Below are 12,963 nucleotides of genomic sequence, written 5' to 3' on the forward strand. Positions count from 1 at the left end.
GCGCGCTTGTGGTTAAATACGGCGTCTTTTGCCCCGAGGCTATTCAACGGGGCGCTCATCATAACAGGACGGCCCCGCCCAAGACAGCGGCCGTCATAGGGACGCAAGCCGCCATGCAAGTGAAACACCTGCTGCTGATCGCCATCCTCGCATTGACCGCTGCTTGCTCATCGAAGGAAGTCGTAGACGAAAACCTTAGCGAAGTCGAGCTGTACCAGCAGGCTCAGACCGACCTGGACAACAATAGCTACACTGCCGCCACAGCCAAGCTGAAGGCGCTGGAGTCGCGTTATCCGTTCGGGCGCTACGCCGATCAGGCTCAACTCGAGCTGATCTACGCCAACTACAAGAACGCCGAGCCTGAGGCTGCGAAGTCTGCTGCCGAGCGTTTCATTCGTTTGCACCCACAGCATCCGAACGTGGATTACGCGTATTACCTCAAGGGCCTGACCTCCTTCGACCAGGACGTCGGCCTGTTGTCGCGCTTCCTGCCGCTGGACATGACCAAACGTGACCCGGGTGCGGCCCGCGACTCGTACAACGAGTTCGCCCAGCTGACCAGCCGTTTCCCGAACAGCCGCTACTCGCCGGACGCCAAGCAGCGCATGATCTACCTGCGCAACCTGCTGGCGGCCTACGAGATTCACGTTGCCGACTACTACCTGACCCGTCAGGCCTATGTCGCCGCTGCGAACCGTGGCCGTTACGTAGTGGAAAACTTCCAGGAAACCCCTTCGGTCGGTGACGGCCTGGCGGTGATGACTGAAGCCTACCAACGTCTGCACCTCGACGACCTGGCAGCCACCAGCCTTGAAACCCTGAAGCTCAACTACCCGAACCACCCAAGCCTGGTAGACGGTCAGTTCAAGCCTTCGGTCGACGAAGCCGACAACCGTTCGTGGCTGAGCAAGGCCACCTTGGGCCTGATCGAATCCCGTCCTCCTCTGCCGCCGGGCGAAACCCGCGCCAACCAGGACGTGCAGAAGCAGTTCCAGGATGCCAAGGACGCGATTCCGAACGATCTGAAGCCTAAAGATGCAGATGGCGACGTGATCGAAGAAGAGGAACACGAGTCCGAAGCCAACAGCGAAGACCGCTCGTGGTTCAGCTACATGACCTTCGGCGTGTTCGACTGACACATCGGGTTATGCAAAAAGGGAGACTCTTGAGTCTCCCTTTTTTATTGCGCTGTGCGCAGGTCAGGTCCTTGGCTAAACTGCCTGCTCATTAGCCAATAAAGCAGCTCACCATGCTTCGTTTACTGTTCTGGATCGCCCTGATTGCCGCTGCGGTATGGTTCTGGCGCAAGTTCAAGGCTTCGAATTCCGCGCCCAGGTCCTCCGCCGAGCTGGATGCCGCACCGATGGTCCGCTGCGCGCATTGCGGCGTACACCTGCCCCGCGATCGCGCGCTGAGCCTTCAACAACAGTGGTATTGCAGCCAGGCTCACCTAGAGCAAGGCCCGGGCCCAAGTGGTCGCTGAGACGTCCACTCCCGGCGGCAAACAGGCACAGCGACTGCTGCGTCTTTACCATCTCTACCGTTTAAGCGTCGGCATCACCCTCGTACTGTTGATTTCCAGCAACATGGACAACCAGCTGCTGGCCTTCGCCCAGGATGACCTGCTGCGCAGTGGCAGTTGGTTGTACCTGGTGCTGAACATCCTGCTGGTGGTCTTTTGGCAGAACACCCGACGGCCGGCACAGCTTTTCAGCCTCGCATTGGTCGATGTCCTTCTGCTGTGCGGTCTGTTCTATGCTGCGGGCGGTGTGGCCAGCGCCATCGGCAACCTGCTCATTGTCTCGGTGGCCATTAGCAACACCCTGTTGCGCGGACGTATCGGCTTGTTGATCGCGGCGGTCGCCGCCCTTGGCATCGTCGGCCTTGGCTTCCTCCTGAGTTTCAGTCACCCGATCAGTCCCGGCGAGTACCTGCAAGTCGGCACTCTCGGCGCGCTGTGTTTTGCCGCGGCGTTGCTCGTGCAAGGTCTGATCAGGCGACTGGAAGTCAGCGAAAACCTCGCCGAACAGCGAGCCAGTGAAGTGCTTGGCCTGGAAGCGCTCAATGCGCTGATCCTGCACCGCATGCGCACGGGCATTCTGGTGCTGGACGACCAGCGGCGGGTGCGACTGGCCAATCAAAGCGCCTTGACCTTACTGGGGCAGAACGACCTCGATGGTCAGTTGATCGACGACTATTCGCCGGCCTTGGTCGAACGCCTTCAGCTGTGGTTCAACAATCCATCGCTGCGACCGCAAAGCCTGAAAATCGCCAGCAGTGGCATAGAACTGCAACCCAGCTTCATTGCGTTGGACCAAAGCCCGAACCACCACACCCTGGTATTTCTGGAGGACCTCGCCCAGATCGCTCAACAAGCGCAGCAACTGAAGCTCGCCGCACTCGGGCGCCTGACGGCGGGTATCGCCCATGAAATCCGCAATCCACTGGGCGCCGTTAGTCATGCCGCGCAGCTATTGCAGGAATCCGAGGAACTGAACGGCGCGGATCGGCGTCTGACGCAGATTATTCAAGACCACTCTCAGCGAATGAATCGGGTTATCGAAAACGTCCTGCAACTGTCCCGCCGCCAGCAAACCGTACCGCAACGGCTCGATCTGAAGCCGTGGCTGGAGCATTTCGTCGCCGAAACCCGTGAAGGCGCGACCGATCGCCAGTTGATTCACCTGCACATCGGCCCGGGCGACTTCAAAACCCTGATGGACCCGAATCAGCTGACTCAGATTCTCGACAATCTGTTGCGCAATGCCTGGCGCCATAGCGCCCTGAATCACGACCTGGCGCAGGCCTGGCTCGAGTTGTTTGTCGAGCCCGACAGCCAGTTGCCGACGCTCGAAGTCCGGGACAACGGCCCCGGCGTGGCGCCGGACCAACAGACGCATTTGTTCGAACCGTTCTTCACCACCAGTAGCCAGGGCACAGGCCTGGGGCTTTATCTGTCCCGTGAGCTGTGCGAAAGCAACCAGGCCCGCCTAGACTTCAAACCACGCCAAGGCGGCGGCTGCTTTCGCATCACTTTTGCTCACGGACGGAAACAAAGTTGAACATGAGCCCACGGCCAAAAGTCCTGATCGTCGACGACGAACCGGATATCCGCGAACTACTGGAAATCACCCTGGGACGGATGAAACTCGATACCTACAGTGCCCGCAACCTTGGCGAAGCCCAAGCCTTGTTGATGCGCGAGACATTCGACCTGTGCCTGACCGACATGCGCCTGCCCGACGGCACCGGCCTTGAGTTGGTGCAGTACATCCAGCAACGTTACCCACACGTGCCGGTGGCGATGATCACCGCTTACGGCAGCCTCGAAACAGCAATCAACGCCCTCAAGGCAGGGGCTTTCGACTTCCTGACCAAGCCGGTTGACCTGACGCGCCTGCGCGAACTGGTCACCAGCGCCCTGCGCTTGCCGGCACCGGGTGGCGCCAGTACCGCCATCGATCGCCGGTTGCTGGGCGATTCACTGCCCATGCGCAACCTGCGCAAACAAATCGACAAACTCGCACGCAGTCAGGCCCCGGTGTACATCAGCGGCGAATCCGGCAGTGGCAAGGAATTGGTCGCCCGACTGATCCACGAGCAGGGCCCGCGGGCTAATCAACCGTTCGTCCCGGTCAACTGCGGGGCAATTCCGTCAGAGTTGATGGAGAGCGAATTCTTCGGCCATCGCAAAGGCAGTTTCAGCGGCGCCATCGAAGACAAACCAGGGCTGTTCCAGGCCGCCCACGGCGGCACACTGTTTCTCGACGAAGTGGCCGATCTGCCCTTGGCGATGCAGGTCAAACTGCTCCGAGCCATTCAGGAGAAAGCCATTCGCAGTGTCGGCGGTCAGCAAGAAATGGTGGTTGATGTCCGCATCCTTTGTGCCACCCACAAAGACCTCGATGCCGAAGTCACCGCCGAACGCTTTCGCCAGGATTTGTACTACCGGTTGAACGTGATCGAACTGCGCGTCCCCCCTTTGCGCGAGCGCCGCGACGACATCGAACCGCTGGCCAGCCATGTGCTCAAGCGCCTGGCGGCCGGCAGCGGTCAACCCGCCGCAAAACTCCATCCACTCGCCCTGGATGCGCTGAAAAGTTACCGTTTTCCGGGCAACGTACGGGAGCTGGAGAACGTACTGGAGCGGGCTTACACCCTGTGCGAGGACAAGCAGATTGAAGCCAGCGACCTGCGACTGGCCGAAGGTAACTGCACGGCAGAGAGCGGCGTGCCGGACCTGACGCAAATCGACAACCTGGAAGATTATCTGGAAAACGTCGAACGCAAACTCATCCTCCAGGCACTGGAGGAAACCCGCTGGAACCGCACGGCGGCGGCTCAGCGGTTGAATCTTTCATTCAGATCGATGCGATATCGGCTCAAGAAGTTGGGTCTGGATTGAGGGCTCCTTCGCGGGCAAGCCTCGCTCCTACAGGGGGTGTGTCGTTCGCAAGTGTATTGAACGACTCAAACCTGTAGGAGCGAGGCTTGCCCGCGAAAGCGATCTGGCAGGCAATAAAGAATCTTGCTGTCAGATCCGCCCGGTCGGCGCATACGGCGCAGGATCAATAATCGGCGCCCTGCCCAACATCACATCCGCAAACAACTGACACGACGCCGGCGCCAGTACCAGCCCGTTACGGTAATGCCCGCAGTTGAGCCAAAGTCCATCGAACCCCGGCACTCGGCCAATGTAGGGAATACCCTCCGGCGAACCCGGGCGCAATCCAGCCCAATGCCCCACCACTTCGGCCTCTGCCAGCGCAGGAATCAACTCTACCGCTGATGCCTTCAGACTCTCCAGCGCCGAGTCGGTCGGCGTCTTGTCGTAGCCTTCATGCTCCAGCGTACTGCCTATCAGAATGTGTCCGTCGCGCCGGGGAATCGCATAACGCCCCTTGGCCAGCACCATGCTCGGCAGGAAGTCCGCTGCGCATTTGTACAGAATCATCTGCCCTTTGACCGGCTCGACCGGCAACTCAAGGTCCAGACTCTTGAGCAAGTCACCACTCCAGGCGCCAGCCGTCAGGACCACCTGATCACCGTGTATGGGGCCCACCGAAGTCTGCACGCCGACAACCCTGTCGCCTTCGCGAATAAACCCGCTGACTTCGCACTGCTCACGAATCGTCACGTTCGGCAGCGCCAACAATGCAGCCTTCAGGGACTTTACCAGCCGTGGATTACGCACGTTGGCCACATCAGCCATATAGATCGCCCGGGAAAACCCGGGGCCCAGCACTGGTACGGCATCGTGTGCCGCCGAGATATCCACAGCCCGCAACGGACGGTTTTCCCGCTCGGCCCAGGCCAACGCCTCGGCCTCGTCATCCAGATCCAGCCAGTAAAGGCCGGTGGTATGCACTTCGGGATCAACCCCGGTTGCGGCGAACAGTCGCTCACCGAGCTGCGGATAAAAATCCTGGGACCAATGCGCCAGCGCGGTGACTGCCGGACTGTAGCGCCATGGATAGAGCGGGGAAACAATCCCGCCACCGGCCCATGACGATTCCTGCCCCACGCTCGAACGATCCAGCAACACAACACTTTGCACTTCGGATGCGAGATTGAACGCCGTCAGCAGCCCAATCACGCCGCCGCCGACAATCACCACTTGCTGTTGCCTGCTCATGTTCTGATCCAACCGGTAAATAGACAGAGGGCGCAAAAAAGGCGCCCGAAAAAGGAACTCAGCGACCCCAGCAATCTTTGGTCACCAACCCGGACGTCGCATTGACCATGCTTCTGACGCCGGTGTTGGTGAGGGTGAAATCCCCGCACTTGTCAGTCGCCATTGCAGCGCCGGTCTTGCGCGTTGCCGTCAGCAAAAAGGTTTGATCGGCCAGGGTCGGGGTGATGGTGTAAAAATCGTTGCCGGCGCTCAGTCCGGTGGCAGCGGTATAGACATTGTTCTTCGAGTAGAACCGCTCAAGGATCTGTGCCTGCTCGGAGAGCAGCCCGGCCACTTCGGTGCGGCGGCCCTTTTTCACGTACTCGGTGAGGCTCGGGGCACCAATGGTGATGACGATCCCGATGATCGCAATCACGATCATGATTTCGATCAGGGTGAAACCTCGGTTGGATCTACGCATTCCTTCACTCTCACTTACTGTATTTGTCGCCACATGATGCGACGGCTGCCGCCGCCAGATTTTTCCACCAGGGTGCTGATGCCGCCACTGGAATCGTTCACGACCTTGCGGGTCGCGCCGTTGACGATGGCGTTCAGGGTCGGGATGCCACCGGTGAAAATCACTCCGCTGGACACCGTGTCCGTGCTGTCGACCGTCCCGTCGTTATTGGTGTCGAGCACCGCATAATTGAGCATCTTACCGCTGAACGCATCCAGTTCGACCAGTTTGCCGGTACCAAAGCTGGCACACGGGTCAGTGGTGTCCACACTCGCCGTGGTAAAGACGATCCGTCCCAGCACCAGGCTGGCCTGATTGATCACCCGCTCCCCCGTCAACACGCTGTTGTACACCAGCGGCAAGTACCAGCCCTTCTCCCCCGGATAGGTCACGTCGTTCTGGCTGGTGGTGATGAACTGTCCGGTGCTGCCCGAGAACACACCGGTCACCGCTTGTGCCTGCAAACTGGACACGGTGATCTGACCCGCGCCGCCTTCCGCATCCCACACCGCGTAGAACGCCTGCAAATCCTTGTTGGTCTTGTCGGCAGTCTCGTTGAATTTGCCGGTGCCGAAAAACACTTCCTTGCCGCCCAATGAATTGTCCGCCAGTAACGGCTGCACAGTAATGGGCTGAGTGGCACCGCCCGCCGTGGTAAACAGCGGCTTGCCGGAGAATGCCACGCCCCAGGAGTCGGGGGCGGTAGCGCTCAAATCGAACTTCCATAACCGCCCTTTCAGGTCGCCACCATAGGCGGCCTGCACCACATTCTGCGAGTTGACCCTGAGCTTCACCGACGACAGGCCATTGTTGGTGTCGGCGCTGTCGACCACGATTTTCTTGATCAACGAGCCGTCACGAACGTCCACCACGTACAACGCCGCCACTCCGGAGTTACTGCCATAACCGTTGGAAATGAACGCGGCCCAGCGACCGTCGGCCAAGCGTGCCACTTCCGGCCGTGCATAGGCATAACCCAGATCATTGAAAGCGTTCGCAGTACTGGCCGTGGCCGGCGCACTGATTTCCCACAGCGCCTTGAACACGTTGCCCGCTGACGCATCGAACAGCTGCAACGCATAAAAAGTCCTGCCGCCAGCCCCGGTTCCGCCAATGGCCAGGGTTTTCCAGACGCTGCTGAACTGGGCATCGAACACCCCGACCTGACCGTCGACCAGAAACTTGTGGCTCACACCGTTGATGTAGGTCGGGTCGGCGATGTAGCGCAGTGATGGCAACACGCTGGACGGCATGTAGGCATAACGCCGGGTGCCATTGGCCGAGTTGATGACATTCACAAACCCGTCGTTGGCATTCACCACCAGGCTGGGACTCATGGTGGAGGCTTTGGTGGTCAGGTAGGTGCTGTAAGTGGTGTCCCCCACCAGATCAGAGGCGGTCTTGTCCGTGGGTGACGCCAGCACGAGGGGTGAATTGATGATGTCGCCGAGCAGCACGCTACGCACCTTGAGCCCGGTTTTGTTGGTGCCCTTGCTCCACTCCACCAGATCGCTGCCGGTAATGCCGGTGGGCAGGCTTTGGCTGAGGGAGGTCTGTTGTGCCGGGGAAAAACTGGCATACGCCAAGGTGACTGCGGCGTTGGTCAGGGTGTTCCAGGACTGGTAAGTCGGCGCTGTGGCACCTGGGACGATCGTGGTGTCGGTGGTCCAGAGTGTCGCAGAGGTATTTACGATACCCGCCGAGGTGAAGCCAAAGGACTTGATCGTGCCGCGCCAGTCCTTGGGGTCATAAATGGTCTGAAAGTAACTCGAATTGCTGGCCAGGGTGGTGCCGCTTGTGACGCCGCTGCCACCGGAACCGGCCTTGGAGGTAATGTCGCTCAGCGCCGAGGACAGCGCACTGCTGAGTCCTGCGCTGTCGGTCGCCTGGTAGTACTTGCCCTGTCCGTAGTTGGCGGCGTCCGACAGCATTTGGTTCGCGGCGGTGAAGCCCACGGTATAGGTGTTGATGTTCTGCTTGGGAAAATCCCCAGCGTTCCAGCTTTTGCCTGCCAGATCGGTTCCCGTGGAACGCATGTCGATGTCGAAGCCAAACTTGGCGATGTCGTCCAGATACAGCGTGTCGCCTTCTCCATCACCATTGAGGTTGTCGCCATCGTTATTCACGCCATCCCAGTTTGGAAGGCGAGCGCCCGCCAGTGGGTCGGTGCCCGGAAAAGTCCGGTCAAAGGTCGGCAAGCCATCGGTGATCACCACGCCATAGTTTTTCTGGCAGCGATACTGGATCGGGCTGCTGTAAGTCGCCGGTGTCGAGTTGTAGACCGGCGCCAGGCCTCGAAAATAACGGTTTATTTCATAGTAGGTTTCCGCCAGCGGTGTATTGGCCACGGCACTCAAGCCGTTGATGGCAGAGATCAGGTTGTTGTAGTTGGTATCCGCCTGGGATTGGGTGACGCTGCCGCTCACCGCAGAGAGATCGCTGATCGATCGGGCGATAAAGCCACCACCACCGGAGTTGCTGGTTGTAGGCGGATTGAACGTCGCAAGACCTATACGCAGCGAGCGATTGCTGGAGACCAGGCTTGTGGAGACATCCTGGGCCACGCTGATCCGGTATTCATTGGGGATCGCGCTGGCGCCCGTGGTGAAATCCTTGCTCGAACCGTTGGCCAACCCCAGCAGATAAGCCAGGTAGTCGGCGGTGTAGCGCGTATTTTCATTGCCCACCGGATCCGGCAGCTTCAGACAGATGGGTGTCAAACCGAGAAAGCCGCGATAAAAACCGTACCAGTTGCCGTTGGTCGAGCAACCGCCGCGATTGAGGCTCGACAGCAAAATATTGGTATCACTCATGTTCAGGTTCTGACCGCTTAAACAGGAGGTGTTGGAACTGCAAATCGCGATCTGCCCATAGTTGGCCGCCGGATTGAACCCCGACGCCCAAATGATATTGTTCATGCTCCCCGAGTCATCGATCAGCAGCATGACGTTCGGAGGGACGGCTGCGCCGCTCAACAGCGGTGAATCCGACGGCGTGAAGGCATACGCCGGTGCGGACAGGTAAAGCCCCAGTACCACGCCGTAAAGCAGCTGCCACACGCCACGGCGCCCTTCAGTACTTCGCATAAATACTCTCCACGACGCTGCGCGAGTTGCCCGCGATGCCGACAGCGGTCACCCGGTAAAGCGTCGCCGAGGTGTTGCTCGGCACATTCACGGCGTTGACCGTAGTGCCGATATTCTGCACCCCGTAAAAGCCCTTGCCCGAGGCGATCCAGGTCACGCCGGGGGTCGAACCGGGGCCGGCGGCAGTGACCGTCAACGCGTCCGACGGTGGCGCGCACTGGCTGCAGACCGGCAATGAATAGCTGTCCAGTTGCACCGCGCTTTCTCCCACGCGTAATGCAGCTTCGGCGCCCTGGAACGACTGGTTGCGCAAGCTCACGCTGCCGGCCATTTTTTCCTGCAGCGTGGCGTTCTGCATCGATGAAAGACCGATCAAGGTCAGCAACAGCAGAAACACCAGGCTGACCAGCAGCGCCATACCCCGCTGGGCATGAAACGTCATGGAGGCCTCCCTCATGGCAACCTGTTGCGCAAGGCGGCAACCACGGTGAAGGTTTGATTTTTAACCCGACTGTTCGGGTCGTAGAGAGTCATCGTCAGGCGCACACTGCGAATTCGCGCGGGGTCGGACGGGTTGGCGCTGTAGCTGGAAGCGGCTACATCGGTGGCCGAATTGGCGAGGCCGAAGAGCACGCTGAAGGCACTGACGTTATCGACCAGTACGAACTGGGCCGGCGTGCCGGGACCGGAGCCCATCATGATTTTGTTATTGCTGAAGCTGTAGATCAGCCGCCGTATCGGAAACGCCAACTGCCCCGATGTCAGCGCCGGTGGATTCGTATACGCCGTCGCCGTATTTCGACAGTCGGAAACCACTGTCCAGGCTGGCGCCCCGCCACCCGCTCCCACATCGGCGGCCACCAGGGTCAATTTCTGGTTGGCATTATCCCAGCTGATCGGCGTTATCTGACTGGCAGCGAAGCTCCCCCCTGTACTTGAATCGGTGATCGTCCCCAGGCAGCCAAACATGCCGACCATGCGGATTTCCTGAATCATCTTGCTGAGCACAAAACGCGCATCTTCCTGCATGGCGGCGGCGGCGTTCTGGCTGATGTAGGTGTTCTTGGCGGCGATGAAGATCTGCGCCACGCCCAGCACCACAATCAAACTCAACGCGAGGGCAATCAACAACTCGATCAGCCCGAAACCTCTGCTGGACCGCCTCATGGAGTTGCCACCGGGTCGACCGTGGCGCGACTGGTCAAGACAAAGCTGCGGCGCGAGTTGGCGATATTGGCGGCGCGCGAGTCATCCCAGGTGATGGTGATGGTGTACACGCGCTGATTCAGCGTAATGGTGCCAGTGGCCGTCGCACCGCCGAAATTGACGATATTGGTGGTGAAGTCGTAGAGGTCCTGATCGCGGGCGACGTTCAGGTTGCCCGACGTCGGAGGCGTCACAGTGTAGTCGGCGCCGGAATTGGCGCGGATACGGTCCATCATGTCGTAGGCGATAAAACTCGCCTGGCTGGTCATCCGCGAGCTGTCGGTGTATTTCAGCGCATTGAGCTGAATCGCCGCCGCGCCCAGCAGCCCCACGGTCAGAATCACCAACGCGACCAGCACTTCGATCAGCGTCATGCCCTCCTGTGCATGTTTGCCCCGTTCCCTCATCCGCAACTTCCACCCAATAGAATTCGTCCGTTCAAACACACATTCAGCGTCCTGGTTTGCGCCCCCAATACATAGCTGATCACCACGGGTGTGGCTGGCGCTGACAAACCACCCAGATTGTTGAAATCGATGGCGGTCACTCCTGAGGGTAGCGTCAGACTCGCGCCGCTGCTCAGTGCTGGAACAACCCGCAATACATTGGCCGGGGTGTTCGTACTGTCATATACCGCCAAGTCACCGGTCCAGGCGCCACCAACAGCGATCGGACGAACCCGAATGGAGACGCCCCGGTCGATGGCCTCAAGTCGTGCGAAATTGAGGCCGCGTTGCAGGTCGCCGATTTCGGTGTCTGCCTTGGTGCCTTGCACCGACCGGGTGAACGCCGGTACGGCCAGGGTGATCAGGATCAAAAAGACCGCGAGCGAGACCAGCAGCTCGATCAGCGTGAAACCTTTTGTACGATGATCCATCGATGCCCTCCGTTGCCGTCGGCTATACCTGCTTCTACACGCTAGAACATTCGACCGCCCGGCGTGCGGTTGATTTGCCATTACTCGCGCACGGAATGCGCGGGCCGCAGCACTCCACGGAGGGAGATGACATGCATCAGCGAGGTTTCAGCCTGATCGAACTGCTCATGGGACTGACAATTGCCGGGATTGTTCTGCTGTTGGTCAGTCCGGCGTTCGCGGCCCTTACAGAATCGAATCATCGCGAGGCGGCGGCAAAGTCTCTTGCCAGTGGTATTCGCAGCGCCAGAAGCGAAGCTCTCGCGCGAAATCAGACCATCGTCATTCATGGCATCAACGACGACTGGGGTCAGGGCTGGCGCATCATTCTGGATATCAGCGGCAAAGGGCCGGAGGACAGCAGCAATCCGCTGCTGATTGAGCGCGTGAGTGGCGCTCGGGTGCCGATTGTTGGCAATTGGCCGGTCAGACGATACATCCGTTTCAGCCGTATCGGCGAGCCACAGATGCCTGGCCGGGCGTTTCAAGCGGGGACGCTGCACGTTTGCACAGTCCGCGAACCGGTTAGCCAGCTTCAGGTGGTGCTGGCCGCGACCGGTCGCGTCAGCCTGCGCAGCGATAAGGCTGAGCAGGCGCTATGTCCGGGAGGAAAAAAAATTAAAGCAGGGAGCGCACGCGCAATTCTTTAGGCATGGAGAACGTGATGTTCTCCTCGCGACCCGCCAATTCATCGGCCCCGGTAGCACCCCAGGCCTGCAACTGCTGGATCACGCCACGCACCAGCACTTCCGGTGCGGAGGCGCCAGCGGTGATGCCGATACGCTCGACACCGTCGAACCAGCTTTTTTGCAGGTCTTCGGCGCCGTCGATCAGATAAGCCGGGGTGGCCATGCGCTCGGCGAGTTCACGCAAGCGGTTGGAGTTGGAGCTGTTCGGGCTGCCGACCACCAAGACCACGTCACATTCGTCGGCCAGTTGTTTGACGGCGTCCTGACGGTTTTGCGTGGCGTAGCAGATATCGTCCTTGCGCGGACCACCGATCGCCGGGAAGCGTGCACGCAGAGCGTCGATCACGCGGCTGGTGTCGTCCATGGACAGCGTGGTCTGGGTCACGAACGCGAGTTTTTCGGGATTGACCACCTGCAGCGCGGCGACGTCTTTCTCGTCTTCAACCAGATAGATGGCACCACCGTTGCTGCCATCGTACTGCCCCATGGTGCCTTCGACTTCCGGGTGACCGGCGTGGCCGATGAGAATGCATTCACGGCCGTCACGGCTGTAACGCGCGACTTCGATGTGCACCTTGGTCACCAGCGGGCAGGTCGCGTCGAACACTTTCAGGCCACGGCCAGCGGCTTCGGTACGCACAGCCTGGGAAACCCCGTGGGCACTGAAGATCAAGATGACATCGTCCGGCACCTGATCCAGTTCTTCGACGAAGATCGCCCCGCGAGCACGCAGGTCCTCGACGACGAATTTGTTGTGGACCACTTCGTGGCGCACATAGATAGGCGGCCCGAAGACTTCCAGGGCGCGGTTGACGATTTCGATCGCCCGGTCCACGCCGGCGCAGAAGCCACGGGGGTTGGCGAGTTTGATTTGCATGCTGTGCCTCGTGTCTTGCGCGCAAGAAATTAGAACATTACATCCCTGTAGCAGC

At 59.8% G+C, this 12,963-nt stretch carries 13 protein-coding genes; 5 read left to right on the plus strand and 8 right to left on the minus strand.

What is annotated here, in order from left to right:
• Positions 1-113: 113 nt before the first annotated feature.
• From FBY01_RS17550 to FBY01_RS17565, 4 genes are all read left to right on the plus strand, one after another.
• Positions 114-1,136 (plus strand): outer membrane protein assembly factor BamD, encoded by a 1,023-nt coding sequence (locus FBY01_RS17550; RefSeq protein WP_010467556.1) that lies wholly within the window; start codon positions 114-116, stop codon positions 1,134-1,136.
• A 113-nt stretch (positions 1,137-1,249) separates the two neighbouring features.
• A complete protein-coding gene (locus FBY01_RS17555) occupies positions 1,250-1,483 on the plus strand; it encodes a PP0621 family protein (RefSeq protein ID WP_010467554.1) in 234 nt (77 codons plus the stop codon).
• Positions 1,473-3,062, plus strand: coding sequence for a PAS domain-containing sensor histidine kinase (locus FBY01_RS17560; RefSeq protein WP_010467553.1), 1,590 nt, complete (start codon positions 1,473-1,475; stop codon positions 3,060-3,062). Before FBY01_RS17555 ends, FBY01_RS17560 begins: the two co-directional genes overlap by 11 nt.
• Positions 3,063-3,064: 2 nt before the next feature.
• Positions 3,065-4,405, plus strand: coding sequence for a sigma-54 dependent transcriptional regulator (locus FBY01_RS17565; protein ID WP_010467552.1), 1,341 nt, complete (start codon positions 3,065-3,067; stop codon positions 4,403-4,405).
• A 129-nt stretch (positions 4,406-4,534) separates the two neighbouring features.
• Here the strand turns inward: FBY01_RS17565 and thiO are convergent, their stop codons facing one another.
• Genes thiO through FBY01_RS17600 form a run of 7 tightly spaced genes read right to left on the minus strand, consistent with a single transcriptional unit; the run spans position 4,535 to position 11,303 of the window.
• A complete protein-coding gene (gene thiO, locus FBY01_RS17570; protein WP_010467551.1) occupies positions 4,535-5,635 on the minus strand; it encodes a glycine oxidase ThiO in 1,101 nt (366 codons plus the stop codon).
• Positions 5,636-5,693: 58 nt separating this feature from the next.
• Positions 5,694-6,095 (minus strand): type IV pilin protein, encoded by a 402-nt coding sequence (locus FBY01_RS17575; RefSeq protein ID WP_145308768.1) that lies wholly within the window; start codon positions 6,093-6,095, stop codon positions 5,694-5,696.
• Between the two features lie 14 nt (positions 6,096-6,109).
• The gene (locus FBY01_RS17580; RefSeq protein ID WP_145308770.1) at positions 6,110-9,220 is read right to left on the minus strand and encodes a pilus assembly protein; all 3,111 of its coding nucleotides are present in this window, start codon (positions 9,218-9,220) and stop codon (positions 6,110-6,112) included.
• Positions 9,207-9,677, minus strand: a complete 471-nt coding sequence (locus tag FBY01_RS17585; protein WP_042932549.1) for a PilX N-terminal domain-containing pilus assembly protein — start codon at positions 9,675-9,677, stop codon at positions 9,207-9,209. Before FBY01_RS17585 ends, FBY01_RS17580 begins: the two co-directional genes overlap by 14 nt.
• Complete coding sequence (locus tag FBY01_RS17590; protein ID WP_077749391.1) at positions 9,674-10,387, minus strand: PilW family protein; 714 nt, start codon at positions 10,385-10,387, stop codon at positions 9,674-9,676. Before FBY01_RS17590 ends, FBY01_RS17585 begins: the two co-directional genes overlap by 4 nt.
• A complete protein-coding gene (pilV, locus tag FBY01_RS17595; RefSeq protein ID WP_077749392.1) occupies positions 10,384-10,833 on the minus strand; it encodes a type IV pilus modification protein PilV in 450 nt (149 codons plus the stop codon). Before pilV ends, FBY01_RS17590 begins: the two co-directional genes overlap by 4 nt.
• Positions 10,830-11,303 carry a GspH/FimT family pseudopilin gene (locus tag FBY01_RS17600; protein ID WP_077749393.1) on the minus strand — a complete coding sequence of 158 codons (474 nt, stop codon included), beginning with the start codon at positions 11,301-11,303 and terminating at the stop codon, positions 10,830-10,832. The genes pilV and FBY01_RS17600 overlap by 4 nt, the downstream gene beginning before the upstream one ends.
• Before the next feature lie 131 nt (positions 11,304-11,434).
• Here FBY01_RS17600 and FBY01_RS17605 point away from each other — a divergent pair, with 131 nt between their 5' ends.
• Positions 11,435-11,992, plus strand: a complete 558-nt coding sequence (locus FBY01_RS17605) for a GspH/FimT family pseudopilin (RefSeq protein ID WP_145308772.1) — start codon at positions 11,435-11,437, stop codon at positions 11,990-11,992.
• Here FBY01_RS17605 and ispH read toward each other — a convergent pair.
• A complete protein-coding gene (gene ispH, locus FBY01_RS17610) occupies positions 11,961-12,908 on the minus strand; it encodes a 4-hydroxy-3-methylbut-2-enyl diphosphate reductase (RefSeq protein ID WP_145308774.1) in 948 nt (315 codons plus the stop codon). The genes FBY01_RS17605 and ispH overlap by 32 nt on opposite strands.
• Positions 12,909-12,963 lie beyond the last annotated feature (55 nt).

The sequence above is a fragment of the Pseudomonas sp. SJZ077 genome (assembly GCF_007993905.1).
Lineage (GTDB): Bacteria > Pseudomonadota > Gammaproteobacteria > Pseudomonadales > Pseudomonadaceae > Aquipseudomonas > Aquipseudomonas mandelii.

Excerpts from the sequence above, each read along its gene's own strand:
- FBY01_RS17575 (WP_145308768.1), bottom strand. The coding sequence starts at position 6,095 with ATGCGTAGATCCAACCGAGGTTTCACCCTGATCGAAATCATGATCGTG.
- FBY01_RS17590 (WP_077749391.1), bottom strand. The coding sequence starts at position 10,387 with ATGAGGCGGTCCAGCAGAGGTTTCGGGCTGATCGAGTTGTTGATTGCC.
- FBY01_RS17600 (WP_077749393.1), bottom strand. The coding sequence starts at position 11,303 with ATGGATCATCGTACAAAAGGTTTCACGCTGATCGAGCTGCTGGTCTCG.
- FBY01_RS17555 (WP_010467554.1), top strand. The coding sequence starts at position 1,250 with ATGCTTCGTTTACTGTTCTGGATCGCCCTGATTGCCGCTGCGGTATGG.
- FBY01_RS17585 (WP_042932549.1), bottom strand. The coding sequence starts at position 9,677 with ATGAGGGAGGCCTCCATGACGTTTCATGCCCAGCGGGGTATGGCGCTG.
- FBY01_RS17565 (WP_010467552.1), top strand. The coding sequence starts at position 3,065 with ATGAGCCCACGGCCAAAAGTCCTGATCGTCGACGACGAACCGGATATC.
- ispH (WP_145308774.1), bottom strand. The coding sequence starts at position 12,908 with ATGCAAATCAAACTCGCCAACCCCCGTGGCTTCTGCGCCGGCGTGGAC.
- pilV (WP_077749392.1), bottom strand. The coding sequence starts at position 10,833 with ATGAGGGAACGGGGCAAACATGCACAGGAGGGCATGACGCTGATCGAA.
- FBY01_RS17605 (WP_145308772.1), top strand. The coding sequence starts at position 11,435 with ATGCATCAGCGAGGTTTCAGCCTGATCGAACTGCTCATGGGACTGACA.
- FBY01_RS17580 (WP_145308770.1), bottom strand. The coding sequence starts at position 9,220 with ATGCGAAGTACTGAAGGGCGCCGTGGCGTGTGGCAGCTGCTTTACGGC.
- thiO (WP_010467551.1), bottom strand. The coding sequence starts at position 5,635 with ATGAGCAGGCAACAGCAAGTGGTGATTGTCGGCGGCGGCGTGATTGGG.
- FBY01_RS17550 (WP_010467556.1), top strand. The coding sequence starts at position 114 with ATGCAAGTGAAACACCTGCTGCTGATCGCCATCCTCGCATTGACCGCT.